The organism is Bradyrhizobium sp. SZCCHNRI20481, from assembly GCF_032485055.1.
GTDB lineage: Bacteria > Pseudomonadota > Alphaproteobacteria > Rhizobiales > Xanthobacteraceae > Bradyrhizobium.
In genome coordinates, this window is record NZ_JAUEUE010000008.1 from 16,493 (window position 1) to 37,996 (window position 21,504).

The 21,504-nt window shown below is 66.9% G+C and carries 18 protein-coding genes and 1 pseudogene; 4 read left to right on the forward strand and 15 right to left on the reverse strand.

The features are described 5' to 3' along the window. Positions 1 to 82 precede the first annotated feature (82 nt). The 7 genes from QX132_RS14605 to QX132_RS14635 form a co-directional block, all read right to left on the reverse strand. On the reverse strand, positions 83 to 1,582 hold the full coding sequence (locus QX132_RS14605) for a tripartite tricarboxylate transporter permease (protein WP_315739179.1): 1,500 nt from the start codon (positions 1,580 to 1,582) through the stop codon (positions 83 to 85). Then, the gene (locus tag QX132_RS14610; protein ID WP_315739177.1) at positions 1,582 to 2,076 is read right to left on the reverse strand and encodes a tripartite tricarboxylate transporter TctB family protein; all 495 of its coding nucleotides are present in this window, start codon (positions 2,074 to 2,076) and stop codon (positions 1,582 to 1,584) included. The genes QX132_RS14605 and QX132_RS14610 overlap by 1 nt, the downstream gene beginning before the upstream one ends. Further along, positions 2,073 to 3,041 (reverse strand): Bug family tripartite tricarboxylate transporter substrate binding protein, encoded by a 969-nt coding sequence (locus QX132_RS14615; RefSeq protein ID WP_316161675.1) that lies wholly within the window; start codon positions 3,039 to 3,041, stop codon positions 2,073 to 2,075. The genes QX132_RS14610 and QX132_RS14615 overlap by 4 nt, the downstream gene beginning before the upstream one ends. A 165-nt stretch (positions 3,042 to 3,206) precedes the next feature. Then, on the reverse strand, positions 3,207 to 3,566 hold the full coding sequence (locus QX132_RS14620) for a hypothetical protein (protein WP_315757910.1): 360 nt from the start codon (positions 3,564 to 3,566) through the stop codon (positions 3,207 to 3,209). Between the two features lie 81 nt (positions 3,567 to 3,647). Then, positions 3,648 to 3,926, reverse strand: a complete 279-nt coding sequence (locus QX132_RS14625; protein ID WP_315739173.1) for a DUF3551 domain-containing protein — start codon at positions 3,924 to 3,926, stop codon at positions 3,648 to 3,650. Positions 3,927 to 4,026: 100 nt separating this feature from the next. Beyond that, a complete protein-coding gene (locus QX132_RS14630; protein ID WP_315776842.1) occupies positions 4,027 to 4,722 on the reverse strand; it encodes an RlmE family RNA methyltransferase in 696 nt (231 codons plus the stop codon). A 236-nt stretch (positions 4,723 to 4,958) separates the two neighbouring features. After that, the gene (locus tag QX132_RS14635; protein WP_316161677.1) at positions 4,959 to 6,032 is read right to left on the reverse strand and encodes a Ppx/GppA phosphatase family protein; all 1,074 of its coding nucleotides are present in this window, start codon (positions 6,030 to 6,032) and stop codon (positions 4,959 to 4,961) included. Positions 6,033 to 6,232: 200 nt separating this feature from the next. Here QX132_RS14635 and QX132_RS14640 point away from each other — a divergent pair, with 200 nt between their 5' ends. Further along, positions 6,233 to 8,608, forward strand: a complete 2,376-nt coding sequence (locus QX132_RS14640; RefSeq protein WP_316161679.1) for a xanthine dehydrogenase family protein molybdopterin-binding subunit — start codon at positions 6,233 to 6,235, stop codon at positions 8,606 to 8,608. Between the two features lie 455 nt (positions 8,609 to 9,063). Here QX132_RS14640 and QX132_RS14645 read toward each other — a convergent pair whose 3' ends face one another. Further along, a complete protein-coding gene (locus tag QX132_RS14645; protein ID WP_316161681.1) occupies positions 9,064 to 9,864 on the reverse strand; it encodes a hypothetical protein in 801 nt (266 codons plus the stop codon). Positions 9,865 to 9,990: 126 nt separating this feature from the next. Between QX132_RS14645 and QX132_RS14650 the strand changes: the two genes are divergently transcribed. The 3 genes from QX132_RS14650 to QX132_RS14660 all read left to right on the forward strand — a co-directional run bounded on the left by QX132_RS14650 (position 9,991) and on the right by QX132_RS14660 (position 13,533). Further along, a complete protein-coding gene (locus QX132_RS14650) occupies positions 9,991 to 10,485 on the forward strand; it encodes a YaiI/YqxD family protein (RefSeq protein WP_316161682.1) in 495 nt (164 codons plus the stop codon). Positions 10,486 to 10,489: 4 nt separating this feature from the next. Next, positions 10,490 to 12,301 carry an ABC-F family ATP-binding cassette domain-containing protein gene (locus QX132_RS14655; RefSeq protein WP_315739166.1) on the forward strand — a complete coding sequence of 604 codons (1,812 nt, stop codon included), beginning with the start codon at positions 10,490 to 10,492 and terminating at the stop codon, positions 12,299 to 12,301. A gap of 152 nt (positions 12,302 to 12,453) precedes the next feature. Then, positions 12,454 to 13,533 carry a D-TA family PLP-dependent enzyme gene (locus QX132_RS14660; protein WP_316161684.1) on the forward strand — a complete coding sequence of 360 codons (1,080 nt, stop codon included), beginning with the start codon at positions 12,454 to 12,456 and terminating at the stop codon, positions 13,531 to 13,533. 141 nt (positions 13,534 to 13,674) lie between these two features. On the opposite strand, the gene QX132_RS14665 is transcribed toward QX132_RS14660, so the two are convergent. From QX132_RS14665 to QX132_RS14695, 7 genes and pseudogenes are all read right to left on the reverse strand, one after another. Next, positions 13,675 to 14,901 carry a TIGR03862 family flavoprotein gene (locus tag QX132_RS14665; RefSeq protein ID WP_315797684.1) on the reverse strand — a complete coding sequence of 409 codons (1,227 nt, stop codon included), beginning with the start codon at positions 14,899 to 14,901 and terminating at the stop codon, positions 13,675 to 13,677. Positions 14,902 to 15,056: 155 nt separating this feature from the next. Continuing rightward, a complete protein-coding gene (locus QX132_RS14670; RefSeq protein ID WP_315797683.1) occupies positions 15,057 to 15,974 on the reverse strand; it encodes an SDR family NAD(P)-dependent oxidoreductase in 918 nt (305 codons plus the stop codon). 136 nt (positions 15,975 to 16,110) lie between these two features. After that, positions 16,111 to 16,587 (reverse strand): MaoC family dehydratase, encoded by a 477-nt coding sequence (locus tag QX132_RS14675; protein WP_315739161.1) that lies wholly within the window; start codon positions 16,585 to 16,587, stop codon positions 16,111 to 16,113. A 6-nt stretch (positions 16,588 to 16,593) separates the two neighbouring features. Next, positions 16,594 to 18,324, reverse strand: a complete 1,731-nt coding sequence (locus tag QX132_RS14680) for an AMP-binding protein (RefSeq protein WP_315797682.1) — start codon at positions 18,322 to 18,324, stop codon at positions 16,594 to 16,596. Beyond that, a pseudogene (gene mmsB / locus QX132_RS14685) lies at positions 18,324 to 19,232 on the reverse strand (3-hydroxyisobutyrate dehydrogenase); the annotation flags it as partial. The gene QX132_RS14680 and the pseudogene mmsB, both read right to left, overlap by 1 nt. Positions 19,233 to 19,242: 10 nt before the next feature. After that, a complete protein-coding gene (locus tag QX132_RS14690) occupies positions 19,243 to 20,319 on the reverse strand; it encodes an enoyl-CoA hydratase/isomerase family protein (protein ID WP_315776853.1) in 1,077 nt (358 codons plus the stop codon). After that, a complete protein-coding gene (locus tag QX132_RS14695) occupies positions 20,316 to 21,461 on the reverse strand; it encodes an isobutyryl-CoA dehydrogenase (protein WP_316161686.1) in 1,146 nt (381 codons plus the stop codon). Before QX132_RS14695 ends, QX132_RS14690 begins: the two co-directional genes overlap by 4 nt. Positions 21,462 to 21,504: the final 43 nt, after the last annotated feature.

The following is a 21,504-nucleotide window of genomic DNA, read 5'->3' on the forward strand; positions in this document are numbered from 1 at the left end:
ACCGATAAGCCTGTGCTGGATGGCTGCCGGCTACGCCGGGGATCGCGACCAGAGGTGGCGCGGTTCGGCTTGCGCGCCACACTCAATCCTCATTCGCCTTGAAGCGCCCGAGTCCCTTGAGGACGAACGGCGCGACGAGCGCAATCAGCGCGACCGCCAGCAGAGTGGCAGAGATCGGCGACTGCAGCAGGGTCATGGGATCGCCGAGGCTGATCGCGAGCGCCCGCCGCAACTGGCTCTCGGCGATCGGCCCGAGGATCAGCCCGACCACGACCGGCGCGATCGGGAAATCGAAGCGGCGCATCAGGAAGCCGAGCACGCCGAAGCCGGCCAGCATCGACAATTCGACCACGGACGGCTTTGCGGCGATCGTCCCCATCGTGGCGAACACGAGGATGCCGGCGTAGAGCCAGGGTGTCGGGATCGCGAGCAGCTTCACCCACAGTCCGACCAGCGGCAGGTTGAGCACCAGCAGCATTGTGTTGGCGATGAACAGGCTGGCGATCAGGCCCCAGACCAGGTCGGGCCGCTCGGCGAACAGCAGCGGGCCCGGATTGAGGCCATATTGCTGGAAGCCGGCGAGCATCATCGCGGCGGTCGCCGAGGTGGGCAGCCCGAGGGTCAGCAGCGGCACCAGCGTGCCCGCGGCGGAGGCGTTGTTGGCGGCCTCAGGACCGGCGACGCCCTCGATCGCGCCCTTGCCGAACTGATCGGGATATTTGGTCAGCCGTCGCTCGGTCGAATAGGACAGGAAGGTGGGGATCTCCGCCCCACCGGCCGGCAGCGCGCCGATCGGAAAGCCGAACATCGTGCCGCGCAGCCACGGCTTCCACGACCGCTTCCAATCCTCGCGCGTCATCCACAGCGAGCCCTTGATGGCCTCGATCTTCTCCTCGCTATGGTGCCGGCGCGAGGCGACGTAGAGCGCTTCGCCGACCGCGAACAGGCCGACCGCCAAGGTCGTCACCTCGACGCCATCGAGCAGCTCCGGCACGCCGAAGGCGAGCCGCGCCTGTCCCGTCAGTTTGTCGATGCCGATCAGGCCGAGCGTCAGGCCGATGAACAGGCTGGTGAGGCCGCGGATCGGTGAATCGCCGAACGTCGCGGACACCGTGACGAAGGCGACGCACATCAGCGCGAAGTAGTCCTCCGGCCCGAAGCGCACGGCGATGTCGACGAGATACGGCGACAGGAAGGCGAGACCGATGGTGGCGATGGTGCCCGCGACGAACGAGCCGATTGCCGCCGTCGCCAGCGCCGGGCCGCCGCGGCCGGCCTTGGCCATCTTGTTGCCCTCGAGCGCGGTCGCCATCGAGGCGCTCTCGCCGGGGGTGTTGATCAGGATCGCGGTGGTCGATCCGCCATACATGCCGCCATAATAGATGCCGGCGAACATGATCAGCGAACCGCCGGGATCGAGCTTGTAGGTCACCGGCAGCAGCAGCGCGACGGTGAGCGCCGGCCCGATGCCCGGCAGCACGCCGACGGCGGTGCCGAGGAACACGCCGACCAGCGCATAGAGCAGGTTCATGGGCTGGACGGCGATCGCCATCCCATGCGCGAGCGCGGCAAAGGTGTCCATCAGAGCAGTCTTTCGAGCGGACCGGCGGGAAGGCTCAGGGTGAGGAGGCGGTCGAATGCGAGATAGATCAGCGTCGTCAGCACCGCGCCGATGACGAGATCGGTGACGAAGGCGCGCCGGCCGAACGCGGCCGACGTCGTCACGAACAGCGCGGTGGTCGCCAGGATGAAGCCGCCACCGAACCCGATGATCGCGATCAAGAGCGCAAGGCCTGCGAGGATCAACAGCACCGCCATCGGATCGGAGCTCTCGCGCGGCGGCAGGTTGCCTCTGAGGGCATCGATCAGATTGGCCAGTGCAAGAATGCCGAGCCCGATCGCGATCACGACCGGCATGACCTGCGGGCCCATGCCGTACATCGTGGTCGCCGGGATCTGATTGGCGTCATAGACAAGCACGAGCGCGACAGCCGCCAGCAGCGCCGCAATGACGATGCCGGCCTTGTCGACGCCACCCGAGGCGGGTGTCTCGGTGCCGGCACTCTCCGTCGTCATGACTTGACGAGGCCGACCGACTTCAACACGTCGGTGACGCGGACGTTCTCCTTTTTCAGGAAGTCGGCGAACGCATCACCCGGAAGATAGGCGTCATCCCAGCCTTTCTGCTTCAAGATCTCCTTCCACGCATCCGACTTCACCATCTTCTCGACGGCCTCGCTGAGCACCTTCTTCTGCTCCGGCGTGATGCCGGGCGCCGCGACCACCGAGCGCCAATTGGCGAGCACGAGGTCGATGCCCTGCTCCTTGAAGGTCGGGATGTCGACCCCTGGAATGCGTTTCTCCGAGGACACACCGATGGCGCGCAGCTTGCCGCTCTTGATCTGCCCGTCGTATTCCGACAGGCCGGAAATGCCCGCCGTGACCTTGCCGCCGAGGATCGCCGCCAGCGACTCGCCGCCGCCCGAGAACGGGATGTAGTTGACCTTCTTGGCGTCGGCGCCGACGGTGCCGGCGAACAGCGCCGCCATCACGTGATCGACGCCGCCGGCCGAGCCGCCGGCGAAGGTGACCTTGGCGATGTCGGCCTTCAGCGCCGCGGCGAGATCCTGCGCCGTCTTGATCGGCGAGTTCGCGGGCACGACGATGACCTGGATCTCCTCGGTCAGGCGCGCGATCGGGGTCACCTGCTCCAAGGTCACCGGCGACTTGTTCATGGCGAGCGCGCCGACCATGACGAAGCCGTTGACCATCAGTTGGTTGCCGTCGCCCTTGGCGCCGTTGACGAACTGCGCGATGCCGACGGTGCCGCCCGCCCCCGCCACGTTGGTGACCTGGACGCTGCGCGCCACGCCCGACGCCACGAAGGCCTGCTGCATGGCCCGCGCGGTCTGGTCCCAGCCGCCGCCGGGCGCGGCCGGCGCCATCACCTTCAGCTCGAGCTGCTGGGCGAAGGCCGGAGCACCGGCAAGGAAGCTCAAAGCGACGACGGCGCCGAACAGGCGCGTACAGAACGAATTCAAAGCGGTCCTCCACGGTCGGCCGAACGAACGGCTCGCGTTTCTTTTGCCTCTGAGGAGCGGCATTTCAGCGGGAAATGCGGCCCCTGTCCAGACGGGATTGCTCGCGCCGTCGCCCGCGTTGCAGCAGCAGCCCTGGGAGGACGAGACGGTTGTGGGAGGAGCGGCCTAACCGCAAGTCCAGACCATCCCCACTGGCGTCCGCGTCCAGCACGGGCCGAAGCTGCCGCCATTATAATGGCCACGATAGAAGCCTGGCTGGCCGAAATAATGCCACTCGCCGTTGTAGAGCATGTATTTCGGCGTGCCGTCGATATACCAATGGCGGCGGCTGCCGCGCGGCCCGTTGCGCATGGCCTCCTTGTCGGCATAGAGCGGCAAGCTGTTGTTGGGCGGCTGCTTGTAGCCGGGCAGGAAGCCATAGCCCTGCCAGCGGTGGGCCTTGCGCTTGTGCGACGGCGCCGCGGTCGCGATCGCGGGGACCAGCAGCAGAAGCGTCACGATCGAGACGATGAAACGATGTGGCATCACGGCAGCCCGATGGATACGAGGGTCTCGAATCTTCAGTTCGATTGCGGCACGGCAACGGCCGTTCCGTCATGAAATGTTTCAGCGATGCCGCCGATGCGCGCGGCGCGGCGGAGGCGACGGCGGGGCGTAGAAGGGATTGAGGTCGCACATCGCCGCACGGCCCGACGCCGTCGCGCGACATTGCGGCAGCGACGTGTAGCTGCAGTCGATCCACTCGCCACCGCCAAACCGGCCGCCTTCATAGACCTTCATGCACACGGGATAGCGCGGATCGTAGGCCTGGGCGTGAGCCGGCCCCGATATGGCCGAGCCCACCATCAAAGCGACCGCGACAGCGCTGCAGGTCAGGACACGCATTTCGGGACCTCCGGAACGGGTCTCGTCGGCCCAAGCCGATTCCCGAGACCTCGTTGCATCTGCTCTGTATCGCCGGCGCTGGCCGGTCGCAATGACGACATTACAACAGGTCGGTCTGCTCTCCGCCGCGGAAACCCATCGCCAGCACGTAGCGCTCCGACGAATCCTGCCGGCTCGCCGCCGGCTTGACGTGGCGGACGCTGGCGTAATCGCGCTTGAGCTGCGCCATCAAGTCGGCATCGGCGCCGCTCTGGAACGTCTTGGCGAGAAAGCTGCCACCCGGCTTGAGCACCTCGCTGGCGAAATGCGCGGCGAGTTCGACGAGACCGACGATGCGCAGCTGGTCGGTCTTGCGGTGGCCGGTGGTGTTGGCCGCCATGTCCGACATCACCACGTCGGCACGCCCGCCGAGCATCGCGCGGAGCTTTTCGGGCGCATCCTGGGCATGGAAGTCGAGCTGGGCGAAGGTGACGCCGGGGATCTCGCCCATCTCCAGCAGATCGATCGCGATCACCTTGCCCTTCCCGGCTTCGGCCCCGACCCGACGCGCCGCGATCTGGCTCCAGCCGCCGGGTGCGGCGCCGAGATCGACCACCGTCATGCCGGGCTTGAGCAGCCGGTATTTGTCATCGATCTCGAGCAGCTTGTAGGCCGCGCGCGAGCGATAGCCGTCGCGCTTAGCCTGGACGACATAGGGATCGTTGAGCTGGCGCTCCAGCCAGAGTTTCGAGGAGAGCTTGCGCTTGCCTCCGGTCTTGACCTGCACATGCATGCGGCCGGTCGTGTCTTTTGCCATGTGTTTCTCGGTCGTCGTGACCAGACGCGGGAGGCGAAAATCCGTCCATGCTCGAGGTCTGGCGGAACTACAAAGGTCACCCTCCCCTGGAGGGGGAGGGTCGATCGGGAGCGAAGCGAGCGATCGGGGTGGGGTGAGCCACACGAAGACTGCTCGTGGAACTCACCCCACCCCGTCTCACATTGCGCTGCGCTCCATGTGAGACGACCCTCCCCCTCCAGGGGAGGGTAAAGTCGCTACGCCGTGCGCAGCGCACCGTCTTCGCGCATCATCTCGACCAGCATGCCCTCGCGCAGGCCGCGATCGGCGACGCGCAGCCGCGGCAACGGAAACGCCAGGCGAATCGCGTCGAGAATGGCGCAGCCCGCGAGCACGAGGTCGGCACGGTCGATGCTGATGCAGTTGTTCTCGGCGCGCTCCTGGTAGCTCATCGCCAGCAGCTTGGCGATCGTCGTCGTGATGTCGGCATCGTTGATCCAGATGCCATCGACCCGGCGCCGATCGTAACGCGCGAGGTTGAGATGAATGCCGCCGAGCGTCGTCACGGTGCCGGAGGTGCCGAGCAGATGCATGTCGGAGAGGTCGCCGCCGTTCTCGGCCGCGAACGGCCCGACATGCTCGGCCACGGCCTCGACCATGGCGGCATAGATCTCCGGCGTCACGTCTCGGCCGCCGAAGCGTTCGGCCAGCGTCACGACGCCGAGCGGGATCGACATCCAGGCCTTGATCCGCGGCTCGGCGCTGCGGTCGGCCGGATCGCGCTCGATCCGCACCAGCTCGCTGGAGCCGCCGCCAATGTCGAACAGGATGGCCCCGCGCCCGCCTGGATCCAGTAGCGGCGCGCAGCCCTTGACGGCCAGCGCCGCCTCGGTCTCGCGGTCGATCACCTCGAGCTCGATGCCGGTCTCCGCTGCCACCCGGCTGCGGAACCCCTCCGCATTGGAGGCGGCCCGGCAGGCCTCGGTCGCGATCAGACGCAGGCGGCTGGCCTTCTTGGATTGGATCTTGTCCCGGCAGATGCTGAGCGCGGCGATGGCCCGATCCATCGCCGCATCGCTGATGCAGCCGGTGGTCGAGATGCCCTCGCCCAGCCGGACAATGCGCGAGAAGGAGTCGACCACGCGGAAACTGTCGCCCGAAGGACAGGCGATCAGGAGCCGGCAATTGTTGGTTCCGAGGTCCAGGGCCGCGTAGACGCTGCTGCCGTTGCTGGCGCAGGAAGGCGTCGCGACGTCCAGACCCGGACGCAAGCCGGGCTCCAGGTTCCCGCGCGGCGTGGGACTCTCCCGCAGCCGCGTGTCATTGATCATTCAAATGTCTTTCCGCTGGCCGAACCGGCCCAGATGGAAGTTCTCTTTCATGAGACATTATCAGTGGATAGCGCCGGCGCAACAGCCCCTCCGTCAGGCGTGATGCACCATTCCTAATCAACCGTTGTCCGGCCGCGGGCACTGCACTATCTGGGAACAGCCCGCATTTGCGACCAATCCAGCCCCTTGGGTCCTCATTCATGCAAGATCACACCGTCCCGGCCTCCCTCGAAAACGCGATCGCGCTGCAGAAATTCGGCGTCGGGCAGCCGGTCCGGCGCAAGGAGGACGACACGCTGGTGCGCGGTCACGGCAAATATACCGACGATTTCAACCTGCCCGGCCAGGCCCATGCCTGGATCGTCCGCTCCAGCCACGCCCATGGCATCATCAAGAGGATCGACACCGCGGCCGCCAAGGCCATGCCCGGCGTGCTCGGGGTGTGGACTGGAGCCGACCTCGCCGGAGCCAACTATGGCCCGTTCACCTGCGGCCTGCCGCTGAAGGGCCGGGACGGCTCGCCGCTGCTGCAGACCAACCGGCCGGCGCTCGTCACCGACAAGGTGCGCTTCGTCGGCGACCCCATCGCGTTCGTGGTGGCGGAGACCGCGGCCCAGGCCCGCGACGCGGCCGAGGCGGTCGAGCTCGATATCGAGCCCCTGCCCGCGGTCACCAATGCGGAGGAGGCGGCAAAGCCGGGCGCTCCGCAGCTCTACGACCACATCCCGAACAACGTCGCGCTCGACTATCATTACGGCGACACGGCCAAGATCGAAGAGGCCTTCGCCAAGGCCGCGCACGTCACCAAGCTCGACATCGTCAACACCCGCGTCGCCGTGGTGTCGATGGAGCCGCGCGTGGCGCTCGCCGCGTTCGACGGCAAGACCGAGCGCTTCACCTTGCAGGTGCCGACCCAGGGCGTGTCCGGCAACAAGGCGACGCTGGCCAAGATCCTCAACGTCGCACCGGACAAGGTCCGCATCCTCACCACCAATGTCGGCGGCTCCTTCGGGATGAAGAACGTCTCCTATCCCGAATACGTCTGCATCCTGCACGCCGCCAAGCAGCTGGGACGTCCGGTGAAGTGGCGCGACGAGCGTACCACCGCCTTCCTGTCCGACAGCCAGGGCCGCGACCAGATCATCCATGGCGAGCTGGCGCTGGATGCCGACGGCAAGTTCCTCGCTGTCAGGCTGTCAGGCTATGGCAATCTCGGCGCCTACATCATGGGCGTGGCGCCGCTGCCGCTGTCGCTCAACACCGGCAAGAACCTCGCCAGCGTCTACAAGACGCCGCTGCTGGGCGTCGACATCAAGACCGTGCTGACCAACGTCACCCTGATGGGCGCCTATCGCGGCGCCGGCCGCCCCGAGGCGAACTACTTCATGGAGCGCTTGATCGACACCGCCGCACGCGAGATGGGTATCGACCGTCTCACCATCCGCAAGCGCAACTTCATCAAGCCGAGCCAGATGCCGTTCCCGGCCGCGTCGGGCGTGACCTACGACTCCGGCGACTTCGCCGCGGTGTTCGAGAAGGCGCTGCAGGTCTCCGACTACGTCGGCTTCGCCAAGCGCAAGCGCGAGAGCCGCAAGAACGGCAAGCTGCGCGGCATCGCGGTCGGCTCGTATCTCGAGGTGACCGCGCCGCCGTCGGGCGAGCTCGGCAAGATCACCTTCGATGCCGATGGCGGCGTCACCCTGACGACCGGCACGCTCGATTACGGCCAGGGCCACGCCACGCCGTTCGCGCAGGTGCTGTCGGCGCAACTCGGCGTGCCCTTCGACAAGATCCGGCTGGAGCAAAGCGACTCTGATCTCGTGCGGTTCGGCAACGGCACCGGCGGCTCACGCTCGATCACGGCGACCGGCCAGGCCATTGTCGAATCCTCGCAGCTCGTGATCGCCAAGGGCAAGCAGGCCGCCGCGCATCTGCTCGAAGCCTCGGAGGCCGACATCGAGTTCAATGGCGGCCAATTCACCATCGCCGGCACCGACCGCAGCATCGACATCATGGAGCTGGCGCGCCGCCTACGCGAGGGTAAGATGCCCGAGGGCGTGCCGGCCTCGCTCGACGTCGACCACAACTCGACCGCCACCGAGTCGACCTTCCCCAATGGCTGCCACGTCTGCGAGGTCGAGATCGAGCCGGACACCGGCGTCGCCCAGATCGTCGCGTATACCGCAATCAACGACTTCGGCACGGTGATCAATCCGATGATCGTCGCCGGCCAGCTGCATGGTGGCGTCGCCCAGGGCATCGGCCAGGCGCTGATGGAACATCTGCGCTACGACGAGAGCGGCCAGCCGATCACCGGCTCGCTGATGGACTACGCGCTGCCGCGCGCCTCCGACGTGCCGATGATGACGGTGGACAACCATCCGGTGCCGGCCAAGAGCAATCCCTTGGGCACCAAGGGCTGCGGCGAAGCCGGCTGCGCCGGCTCGATGGCGAGTGTGATCAACGCGGTGATCGACGCACTGTCGGATTACGGCGTGAAGCATCTCGACATGCCGCTGACCACCGAGAAGCTCTGGCGCGCGATCCAGGACGGCAAGGCGAAGACCGCGGCGTAGCTGCTTCGCTGCGCTCGCGATAAGGCGAAAACATCTCATTGCCAAACGAAAAGCCCGTAACCCGCATGAGCGCAGCGATATGCGGGGTCTCACGGGCCGTATCGGTGAGCCCGGATGTCGCTCCCGCCTGCACCCGCTGGGCGCCGGCGCGCGCGCATCCGGACTACGGACTGTCGATCGGGCTGCGGGTCCTCTCCACGTCATTGCGAGCGTAGCGCGTAGCGAAGCAGTCCAGACTGCCTCCGCGGCAACACTCTGGATTGCTTCGCTGCGCTCGCAATGACGGGAGTGTGGGGTCGACCAGCATGCTCCAATCTCAACTGTCATCGTCCGCGCTTGCGGACGATCCAATACCCCGAGGCGGTTACGATTCAGCCGAGACGTCGCGGCGTACTGGATGCTCCGCCTGCGCGGAGCATGACAGCTGCTTTATGGATGCCGCCTGTCTTTTACCACTACGCCGCCGCCTGCGCGCGCGGCTGGTAGATCGCCACATGGTGACAGTGCGCCAGCGGCCGCTTGCCGTTCGCCACCACCAGCGCATCGATCTCGACGAAGCGGTGGCCCTTCTTCTCGTAGTTCGCGACCACCCGGCCACGCGCCGTGATCTCGTCGGTTTCGACAATCGCCGACAGCAGCTGCATGCGGCTGCCGACGTGAATCCACGGACCGAGCACGATGTTGTCGACCAGCAGGCGGTTCATCACCCGCTGCAGCATGCCGGGATGACCGAGCCGCTCGCTGGCATAGATCGGATCGCGCTCGCGGATCTCGGCGAGATAGGCCGTCGCCGCCTGCCCCGGCCAGGCGCGTGGCGCAGTACCGAGCCAGCTGCCGACGGCGAACGAGTCTGCGCCGATCGCCGAGCGCACCGCTGCTGGCGGAACATCGCGATAGTCGGCCAGCACCACGTCGGGCGCCGCCGCCGGCAGCGACGCGGAACCGGTGGCGCAGATCTCGCCTTTACTCGTCACCTCCAGGCGGAGCCCGTCGCCGACCTCCTCCGCCCTGACCTCGGCGATCTCGCCGTCATAGACCGGCTTGGTGAACCGCGCCTCGATCAGCCCACGCTCGAGGAACGCCCGCCCCCAGCGCGCGACCGGCTGATGCAGCATATAGGCCAGCACCTCGACGCCGGGCACGAGGCCGCCGGCGAAGCCGAACCGCCGGGCCACGCGGTCGTCGTGCATCTTGTTCTCGGACTGCTTGGCCGTGTTGAACGCCTCGACCGCATACGCCGCGATTCCGTCTGCCATCCTTGCCTCCCGTTGCCCCATTTTTGGCTGATGGTAGCGGCCGGAAAGGCCGTGGCAAGCGGCGCGTTTGGCTCGCAATTCCCGCTGCGATGGAGTACCAACCGGACCATTCCAACCGATGGCCCGATGACGACCGAAACCGCCCCGATCAACATCTATGTCGACGCCGACGCCTGCCCGGTGAAGGACGAGATCTACCGCGTCGCGATCCGGCACGGTCTGCCGGTGATCGTCGTCGCCGGCGGCTTCATCCGCGTGCCGGAGGATCCGTTGATCACGCGCGTAGCGGCCGGCAGCGGCATGGATGCCGCGGATGACTGGATCGCCGAACGCACCGGCGCCGACGACATCGTCATCACCGCGGACATTCCGCTGGCGAGCCGCTGCGTCAAGGCCGGCAGCGCCGTGATCGCACCGAACGGCAAGCCGTTCACCGAGGAGTCGATCGGCATGACGCTCGCTGTGCGCAACCTCATGACCGATCTGCGGTCATCGGGCGAGGTGACCGGCGGCCCGCGCTCGTTCACGCCGCGCGACCGCTCCACCTTCCTCTCCACCCTCGATACCACGATCCGCCGCCTGCAGCGCCAGCGCGCGGCGCGGGTCCAGCAGCAGAGCTAGAGATATGGCGCCGCCTCTCATCCAACTCAAAGACATCCGCCTGACCTTCGGCGGCACCGCGCTGCTGCAGGGCGTCGAACTGTCGGTCTCGCCCGGCGAGCGCGTCTGCCTGATCGGCCGCAACGGCTCCGGCAAGTCGACGCTGCTCAAGATCGCCGCCGGCCTCGTCGAATGCGACAGCGGCACCCGCTTCGTGCAGCCGGGCGCCACGGTTCGCTATCTGCCGCAGGAGCCGGATTTCTCCGGCCATGCCACCACGCTGTCCTATGTCGAGGCCGGGCTCGGCCCGGGCGACGATCACTATCAGGCGCGCTATCTCGTCGAGCAGCTCGGACTGACCGGAGAAGAGGATCCCGCGCATGTCTCCGGCGGCGAGGCGCGTCGCGCGGCGCTGGCGCGCGTGCTTGCGCCCAACCCCGACATCCTGCTGCTGGACGAGCCGACCAACCACCTCGACCTCACGACCATCGAGTGGCTGGAGAACGAGCTCGACGGCCGAAGCTCGGCGCTGGTGCTGATCAGTCACGATCGTCGTTTCCTTACCAATCTGTCCCGCGCGACCGCGTGGCTCGACCGCGGCCAGATCAGGCAGATCGACCGCGGCTTTGCGGCGTTCGAGGCGTGGCGCGACGAGGTGCTGGCGGAGGAAGAACGCGAGCAGCACAAGCTCGACCGCAAGATCGTCAACGAAGAGCACTGGCTGCGCTACGGCGTCTCCGGCCGCCGCAAGCGCAACGTCAAGCGGCTCGCCAATCTGCATGCGCTGCGCCAGCAGCGCCGCGACTATCGCGGCACGGCGGGCGCCGCCAACCTCGCCGCGGCCGAGGCCGACAAGTCCGGCAAGCTGGTGATCGAAGCGAAGGGCGCATCGAAGAGCTATGGTGATCGCAAGATCGTCGACAACTTCTCCATCCGCATCCAGCGCGGCGACCGCATCGGCATCGTCGGCCCCAACGGCGCCGGCAAGACCACGCTGGTCAACCTGCTCACCGGCGGCAGCGAGCCGGACAGCGGCAGCATCCGGCTCGGCGTCAATCTGGAGACGGCGACGCTCGACCAGCACCGCGAGAGCCTCGATCCCCGGACGACGCTCGCCGAAGCGCTGACCGGCGGCCGCGGCGATCACGTCATGGTGGCCGGCAAGCCGAAGCACGTCGTCGGCTACATGGAGGACTTCCTGTTCTCGCGCGAGCAGATGCGCACGCCGCTCGAAGTGCTCTCCGGGGGCGAGCGCGGCCGGCTGATGCTGGCGCGCGCACTGGCCAAGCCATCGAACCTGCTGGTGCTGGACGAGCCGACCAACGATCTCGACTTGGAGACACTCGACGTGCTCGAGGACATGCTCGGCGACTACGAGGGCACGGTGATCCTGATCAGCCACGACCGCGACTTCCTCGATCGCGTGGTCACCTCGGTGATCGTCCCCGAGGGCAACGGCAAATGGCAGGAATACGCCGGTGGCTACAGCGACATGCTGGCTCAGCGCGGTGCCGACCTGAAGCGCCAGCATGCCAAGGCGGCTGAGGAGAAGAAGGAAACCAAGCACGCGGCCGCGGCGCCTGCGAGCGCGCCGAAGCGCAAGCTCTCCTTCAACGAGAAGCACGCACTGGAGACCTTGCCGAAGACGATCGCCAAGCTGCAAGCCGAGATCGCCAAGCAGCAGGCCGTGCTCGCCGACCCCGCGCTATATGCGAAAGACCGCAAGAAATTCGACGCCGCCTCCCTCGCCCTCGCCACTGCGCAAGCCGAGCTCACCGCCGCCGAAGACCGCTGGTTGGAGCTCGAAGTGCTGCGCGAGGAGATCGAGGGCGCGTGACGTTCATCGAAATCACTTCGTCATTGCGAGCGAAGCGACATGTCCGCCATAGCCCGAAGGGCGACGGCGGAAGCAATCCAGGGCTGCAGTCGTGACTCTGGATTGCTTCGTCGCTTCGCTCCTCGCAATGACGGTTATATGGAGTAAATGACATGACCACCCCGCTCGCCGCCAAGATCGCCAGGGACTACGGCACGCCCTGCGCCGTCATCGACATGGACAGAGTTGAGCGCAACATCGCGCGCATCCAGGCCCAGTGCGAGGCCGCGGGCGTCGCCAACCGCCCGCACATCAAGACCCACAAGAGCCCGGTGCTGGCCAAGCTGCAGATCGAGGCCGGCGCGCAAGGCATCACCTGCCAGAAGATCGGCGAGGCCGAGATCATGGCGGCCGCTGGCATCAGCAACATCCTGATCAGCTACAACCTGATCGGCGAGGAAAAGATGGCGCGTCTTGCCGCGCTGCAGACCAAGGCCGATATGACCGTCGCCGCCGACAACGCGACCGTGATCGCCGGCCTGCCGCAGGCAGCAAAACAATCCGGCCGCACGCTGTCGGTCGTGGTCGAATGCGACACCGGCCGCAAGCGCGCCGGCGTCGAGACACCGGCCGAGGCGATCCAGCTCGCGCGCCAGATCGCAGCGTCAGACGGCCTGCGCTTCGCCGGCTTCATGATGTACCCGACCGAGACCGGCTGGGACGAGGCGCAGCGCTTCTATGACGAGGCCCTGGCCGGCGTTCGCGCCGAAGGGCTGGAGGCTGCCATCGTCTCGACCGGCGGCTCGCCCAACCTGAAGAATCTCGGCAAGCTCAAGGGCGCCACCGAACACCGGCCCGGCACCTACATCTACAACGACCGCATGCAGGTCGCCGCCGGCGTCGCGACCTGGGACGATTGCGCGCTGCACATCTACTCCACCGTCGTCAGCCGCGCCGCGCCCGAGCGCGGCATCCTCGACGCCGGCTCGAAGACGCTGACCACCGACACCGGCGGCCTCGACGGCCACGGCCTGATCCTGGAGCACCCGGAAGCGAAGATCGCCCGCTTCGCCGAGGAGCACGGCTTCCTCGATCTCTCCCGCAGCAACACCCGCCCCAATGTCGGCGACGTCGTGCGCATCATCCCCAACCACGTCTGCGTCGTCGTCAACATGATGGACGAGGTCGTGATGGTCCGCGGCGAGGAGATCCTGGGCACGTTGCCGGTCGCGGCGCGGGGCAAGCTGCGGTAGGACGAAGCTCTCTCGCAGCGTCACTGCGAGGAGCGAAGCGACGATGACGAGAAATCTGTAGGGTGGGCAAAGGCGCGAAGCGTCGTGCCCACCGCGTTCTTGTACGAATGCCAATGGTGGGCACGCTTCGCTTTGGCCACCCTACAATTCGAGCCGCTTCAAGACGCCCCTGCCCGCGGCGGCCCCGGTCGCGAACGAGGCTTGCAGCAGATAGCCGCCGGTCGGGGCTTCCCAATCGAGCATCTCGCCGGCGGCGAACACACCGGGCAGGCGTTTGAGCATGTAATCGGCGTCGAGCTCGCCATGCGCGATGCCGCCGGCGCTGGAGATGGCGCGGGCGAGTCCGGCGGTGCCCGTCAGCTTCAGCGGCACGGCATTGATCAGCGTCGCGAGACGCTCCGGCGGCAGCGACGACAACGCCAGGCCGTGCGCCTTGGCCGCCTCCTGCAGCAGCCCGATCGCCACCGGCGACAACTGCACCGCCTTGCGCAGCACGTTCGAGAACGACTGCTTGCCGCGCGGTGCCGAGAGCCGCGTGATGAGATCGGCTGTCGCGAGGTCGGGCCGCAGCGCGACGTGCAGGATCGCCCCCCCTGTCAGCGCGATCGCCTCGCGCAGCTCGGCCGACAGCGCATAAACGGCGCCGCCCTCGATGCCATCGCGCGTGACGACAGCCTCCCCGCGCACGCCGCGATCACCGAACGACAGCGCGATGCCCTTCAGCGGCTGGCCCTCGAAGCGATCGCGGAAGATGTCTGACCAGGCGACGGTGAAGCCGCAATTGGCCGGCCGCAGCGGCGCGATCGCGACGCCCTTCGCCGCCAGGATCGGCACCCAGCCGCCGTCGGACCCGAGCCGCGGCCAAGAGGCGCCGCCGAGCGCGAGCACGACAGCGTCAGCGGCGACCGCGCGCGCTCCCGCCGGCGTTTCGAATGTGAGATGTCCGTCCGCGTCCCAGCCGGTCCAGCGATGCCGCAACTCGACGCGCACGCCCTGCGCATCGAGGCGGCGCAGCCACGCGCGCAGCAGCGGCGAGGCCTTCATTGCCCTCGGAAACACGCGGCCGGAGGAGCCGACGAAGGTCGGCTCGCCCAGCGCCTCGCACCAGTCGCGCAGCCGCTGCGGCGGGAACACGCGGATCGCCGGCTCAAGCCACGCCGCCGCCTCGCGGTAGCGCGCCAGGAAGGCGGGCAGCTCTTCGCTATGGGTGAGGTTGAGGCCGCCGCGACCGGCCATCAGAAACTTACGCGCGACCGACGGCATGGCGTCGTAGACGGTCACGGCCGCACCGCCCTCGGCCAACACCTCGGCCGCCATCAGCCCGGCCGGGCCGGCTCCGATGACGGCGACTTGGTTTGAAGAGGACATGGCGCCAATCTAGGCCGAGCAGGTCGCCGAGCAAAAGGTCGTCATGCCCGGGCTTGACCCGGGCATCCACGCCTCTCCACGCATTCAGTGCCAAAGACGTGGATGGCCGGGTTAAGCCCGGCCATGACGGCGGAGTTCGACCCGGGCATCGTGTCTTACAGCTTGATCCCCAGCCGCGCGGCGGCCTGACCGACATATTTCTGCGTCTGCTCGAATGCGCCCTGCAGCGCCCTCGCCTTCGACATGTCGCTGATCTCGGCAAAATGCGCGGCGATCGCGTCCGGCGTCCATTCCTCCGGCGGCAGGTTGATGCCCTCGCTCTCCAGGATCCTGATCACCGCGAAGGAGCCGGCACCCGCGCCCATGATGGTCCGGGTCGGCGCGTCCTCGCTCAGCAGATACTCCACCGCGGGCGTGATCGATTCCGGCTTCATCAGCTGCAGCGCCTGCGGTGGCAGCAGTTCCTCCGTCATGCGCGTCGCCGCCGTCGGCGAGATGATGTTGACGCGGATGTTGGTCTTGCGGCCCTCCTCCGCCAGCACGTTCATGAGGCCGACCATGCCGGTCTTGGCCGCGCCGTAGTTGGCCTGCCCGAAATTGCCGAACAGGCCCGAGGACGAGGTCGTCAGCACGATGCGGCCGTAGTTGCGCTCGCGCATGCCGTTCCACACCGCCTTGCAGCAGTAGAAGCTGCCGACCAGATGCACGTCGAGCACCTTGGCGAAATCCGCCACCTCCATCTTGCCGAACGACTTGTCGCGCAGGATGCCGGCATTGGCGCACATGATGTCGACGCTGCCCCACTCCTTCGTGGCGCGCTCGACCATCGCAGTGACCTGCTCGAAATTCGAGACGTCGGCGCCGTCGGCGATCGCGGTGCCGCCGGCTTTGCGGATCTCCTCGACCACCGTCTCCGCCGCAGTCATCGAGCCGCCGGTGCCGTCGCGCGTGCCACCGAAATCATTGACCACGACCTTGGCGCCGCGGTTCGCCAATCCCAGCGCATGCGCGCGTCCGAGACCATTGCCTGCGCCGGTGACGATGGCGACGCGTCCGTCAAATCTGATTGCCATGTTGCTGTGTCCTAGGTTCTAGGCTCGTCATGCCCGGGCTTGACCCGGGCATCCATCCACTTCGAAAAACTCTCAGTTTTGTTGGATCGCCGGGTCAAGCCCGGCGATGACGAGGGGTGGGTTGGGACGAAGAGAGTTAGCTGAGATAGATCAGTCCGATCCAGTCGGCGACCAGCGCGGGTTTGTCCTCGCCTTCGATCTCGACCGTGACATTGGTGCGCGACTGCAATTCCTTGGGCTTGCGCAGCGTGGCTTCCGCCAGCACGAAGCGGCCGCGCACGCGTTTTCCCGATTTCACCGGCGAGATGAAGCGCAGCTTGTCGAAGCCGTAATTGACGCCCATCGCCGTGCCCTCGATCGCCGGCATCACCTCGTAGGACATCACCGACAGCAGCGACATCGTCAGAAAACCGTGCGCGATCGTGGTGCCGAACGGCGTCGCCTTGGCTTTCTCCGGATCGACATGGATGAACTGATGATCCTCGATCACATCGGCATAGGTGTCTATGCGCTGTTGATCGAGCACGTGCCACGATGACACGCCGATCTCCTGGCCCACCATGGCCTGATAGGCTGCGAGCGAAATCGGCGGCTTCTTCCAGATCTGGTTCATGCGTTCCTACACCTCGTGCCCGGACGGCCTGGTCTTCAGCTCCGGGAAATCCTCTTCCTTGAACTCCGTGCCGCGCAGATGATCCGTGCGGTCGTCCTCATGCTCCAGCCGGCGCAGCTGCACGCGGCGGATCTTTCCGGAGATCGTCTTCGGCAGCTCGCTCACGAGCTCGAGCCGGCGGATGCGCTTGAACGGCGCCAGCCGCGCCTGAAGATGCACGAAGATCGACAGCGCCGTGGCGCGCGAGCGCTCCGCGCCGGCCGTCAGCAACACATAGGCTTTCGGGATGGCGAGACGGATGGGATCCGGAGACGGCACAACGGCAGCCTCGGCGACGGCCTCATGCTCCAGCAGCACGCTTTCCAGCTCGAACGGCGAGATGCGGTAGTCGGACGATTTGAACACGTCGTCGGAGCGCCCGACGAAGGTGAGATAGCCGTCGCCGTCCTGGAACACGACGTCACCCGTGCGGTAGCGCGTGCCATCGGCGCCGGACAGCTTACCGTCGTCGCCCTGATAGCCCTGCATCAGGCCGGCCGGACGCTCGCCGGTGAGCGCCAGCGTGATCTCGCCTTCACTGGCGAGATTGCCGTCGATGTCGGCGACCTCGACGCGATAGCCCGGCAGCGGCCGGCCCATCGAGCCGATCTTCAGTTTCTGGCCCGGCGAGTTGCCGACGATGGCCGCGGTTTCGGTCTGGCCATAGCCGTCGCGAATCGTCAGCCCCCAGGCGGCACGCACCTGATCGATCACCTCCGGATTGAGCGGCTCGCCGGCGCCGCAGGCCTCGCGCAACGAGACCTTGAAGTCGGCGAGGTGCTCCTGGATGAACAGCCGCCACACCGTGGGTGGCGCGCACAGCGTCGTGACGCCGCAGCGTTTGATGATCGCGAGCAGCCCCTTGGCGTCGAAGCGCGGCTGATTGACCACGAATACCGTGGCGCCGGCATTCCAGGGCGAGAAGAAGCAGCTCCAGGCATGCTTGGCCCAGCCCGGCGAGGAGATGTTGAGATGCACGTCGCCCGGCTGCAGGCCGAGCCAGTACATCGTCGAGAGATGGCCGACCGGATAGCTGCGGTGGCTGTGCCGCACCAGCTTCGGCTTGGCCGTGGTGCCCGAGGTGAAATACAGCAGCATCGGATCATCCGGCTGCGTCGGCCCATCCGGCGTGAACGCCTCGGCCGCGTCGGCCGCCTGCTCGAACGGCAGCCAGCCGGCAGGCGCTGCCGGCGCGCCGACGACGACGCGGACGAGATCATCGGCGCCGAGATCGGCGAACTTCGCCACCTGGTCCTGCGCGGCGACCACGGCCTTGGCGCGGCCGCGCTCCAGACGATCGCGCAGCTCGTCGGTCGTCAGCAGCGTGGTCGCGGGGATCACGACGACGCCGAGCTTTATCGCCGCCAGCATCGTCTCCCACAGCGGAACGACGTTGCCGAGCAGCAGCAGCAGATGGTCCCCACGCTTCAGCCCCTGCGCGCGCAGGAAGTTCGCGACCTGGTTGGAGCGGCGCGACAGCGCGGCAAAGGACAGCTTGGTCTGGCGGTCCTGCGCGGCATCGAAGATCCATAGCGCCGTCCGCTCGCGACTCTGCGGATCAGATGCGAGTTCGGCATCGAACCAGTCGAGCGCCCAGTTGAACGGGACGGGATCGGGCCAGCGAAAACCCTTCACGGCCGCATCGTAGTCGGTGCGATGCGCCAGCAGAAACGCGCGTGCGTCCTTGAATGTCGTCATCAGATGGTCCCGGCGAGCTTGCGGACGTGCTGAATGATCCCTGAAAAGTCGACGCCGCCATGGCCGGCGGCCTCAAATGCCTTGTAGATCTCCTGCGCGTGCTGCCCGAGCGGCGTCGCCGCGCCGGCCGCCTTGGCGGCGTCCTGCGACAGCGTGAGGTCCTTCAGCATCAGCGCCGTCGCAAAACCGGGCTTGTAGTCGTTGTTGGCGGGCGAGGCCGGCACCGGGCCCGGCACCGGGCAATAGGATGTCAGTGACCAGCACTGTCCTGACGAGGTCGAGGCGACGTCGAACAGCGCCTGATGCGACAGGCCGAGCTTTTCGCCGAGCGCAAAGGCCTCGCTCACCGCGATCATCGAAATGCCAAGGATCATGTTGTTGCAGATCTTGGCCGCCTGCCCGGCGCCTGCGCCGCCGCAATGGACGATCTTCTTGCCCATCTTCTCCAGGATCGGCTTGGCCGTGGCGAAGGCGCTTTCCTCGCCGCCGCACATGAAGGTGAGCGTTGCGGCCTTGGCGCCGCCGGTGCCCCCGGACACCGGCGCGTCCACGGCGGCGATGCCGTGCTTGGCGGCCAGCGCATGCGCGGCGCGCGCGCTCTCGACGTCGATGGTCGAGGAATCGATGATCAGCGCGCCCTTCGTCATTGCCGGCACGACCTCGGTCCAGACCGCCAGCACATGCTTGCCGGCCGGCAGCATGGTGACGACGGCATCGGCGCTTTTGGCCGCGGCGACGGCGCTGTCGGCGATTTCGGCGCCATCGGCCCTGGCCTGGACGCGCGAGGCCTCGACCAGATCGAACGCGACCACCTTGTGGCCGGCCTTGACCAGGTTGGCGGCCATTGGTCCGCCCATGTTGCCGAGGCCGATGAATGCGATCGTTGCCATGGTTCGTTCTCTCCCCTCGACCTGATTGTTATTTGCTCTGCGGAAAGGTCAGCTCGTCGGCGCCGATCTCGGCGAGATATGGCGCCAGCATCTCCGGTGTCACCTGATCAACATCAGGCGGCGACCATCTGGGATTGCGGTCCTTGTCGATGATCGCCGCACGCACGCCCTCGCGGAAATCGTCGCTGCGGAACACTTCGAGCGCCGCACGATACTCGCGCACCAGGCATTCCTCCAGGGACGCCGCACCGCGTGCCAGTCGCAGCAGCTTGAGCGTCACGACCATGCCGCGCGGCGACTTCTCCTTCAGCGTCTTCAGCGTCGCCAACGCGAGCTCCGAGCCGTCCGCTCTCAGCGCGGTAAAGATGTCGTGCATGCTGTCATGGGCGAACCACGCGTCGATCTTCGCCTGCTGCGCCGCCACCGGGCCGGCCGTCTCCGACGTCGCGAAGCCGGCGATCAGCCGGTCGATCTCGATCGACAGCGTGCCCGGCCTGACTTTGGTCAGGACCTCGCGCAGCGCCGGCCATTTCTCGGTCGGCACCACGGCATCGGCAAAGCGCGCATGGATCGCATCGGGCCCGTTCATGGTCTGCCCGGTCAGGCCGAAATAGGCGCCGAGTTCGCCAGGCGCGCGCGACAAGAGCCAGGTGCCGCCGACGTCGGGAAAGAAGCCGAGGCCGACTTCCGGCATCGCGAGCTTGGTCTTCTCGGTCACGATGCGGTGACGGCCATGCGCCGATAGTCCGACGCCGCCGCCCATCACCAGCCCGTCCATGTAGGCGACATAGGGTTTTGGGAACGCCCCGATGCGCGCGTTCATGATGTATTCCTGGCGCCAGAACACCTTGCCGAGATCGCCGTTCGTCTTCGAGCTCTCATAGAGCCCGCGGATGTCGCCGCCCGCGCAAAGTCCACGCTCGCCCGCGCCTTCGAGCACGACAATTGCGACGGCCGGATCGCCCTCGAACTGATCCAGCGCGGCATCGATGCCCATCGACATCTCCAGCGTCATCGCGTTGATCGCCTTCGGCCGATTCAGCCGGATGATGCCGGCCGAGCCTTCGCGGCGGATGATCAGGTCGCCTTCGATGACCTCGCTCATCGCGCCGCCTCGATCAGCTTGCGCGACACGATCAGGCGCATGATCTCGTTGGTGCCTTCGAGGATCTGGTGCACGCGCAGATCGCGGACGATCTTCTCGATGCCGTATTCGCTCAAATAGCCGTAGCCGCCGTGCAGCTGCAGCGCCTGGTTGGCGACCTCGAAGCCGACATCGGTCCCGAAGCGCTTGGCCATGGCGCACAGCATGGTCGCGTCAGCATCCTTGCGGTCGAGCGCAGCCGCCGCGCGCCAGACGAAGGTGCGCGCCGCCTCCAGCTCGATCGCCATGTCGGCAATGCGGAACTGCAGCGCCTGGAATTCGTCGAGCCGCTTGCCGAACGCCTTGCGCTCTTTCGTATAAGCCAGCGTCTTGTCGAGCGCCGCCTGCGCGCCGCCGAGCGAGCACGCGGCAATGTTGAGGCGGCCGCCGTCGAGCCCCGCCATCGCGATCTTGAACCCGATGCCCTCCTCGCCCAGCCGGTTGGCCACCGGCACCCGCGCATTCTCGAAGATCACGGCGCGGGTCGGCTGCGCGTTCCAGCCCATCTTGCGCTCATTGGCGCCGAACGACACGCCGGGAGTATTGGCGTCGATCACCAGCGTGGAGATGCCGCCGGGACCATCGGCGCCGGTTCGCACCATCGCGACGAGGATGTCGGTGGCGCCGGCACCGGAGATGAACTGCTTCTGCCCGTTGAGCACGTAGTCGTCGCCGTCGCGCACCGCGCGGGTGCGCAGCGCCGCCGCATCGGAGCCCGCGCCCGGCTCGGTCAGGCAGTAGCTCGCGATCAGATCCATGGCGCAGAGCTTCGGCAAGTAAGCCTGCCTCTGCGCCTCGGTGCCGAAGGTGTCGATCATCCACGAGGCCATGTTGTGGATCGAGATGAAAGCCGAGACCGTAGGGCAGCCCGTCGCCAGCGCCTCGAAGATCAGTGCCGCGTCGAGCCGGCTCAGGCCCGAGCCGCCGACATCGTCGCGGATGTAGATGCCGCCCATGCCGAGGCCCGCCGCCTCCCGCATCACATCAACGGGAAAATGCTTCTCCTCGTCCCAGCGCAGCGCATGCGGGGCAATCTTCTCGGCCGCGAAGGCGCGCGCCATGTCGCGCACCGCGATCTGATCCTCGTCGAGAGCGAACTGCATCCGTTCTCCGCGTTTCCTGGTCTTGTTTGTTGGTCTTTGCGCT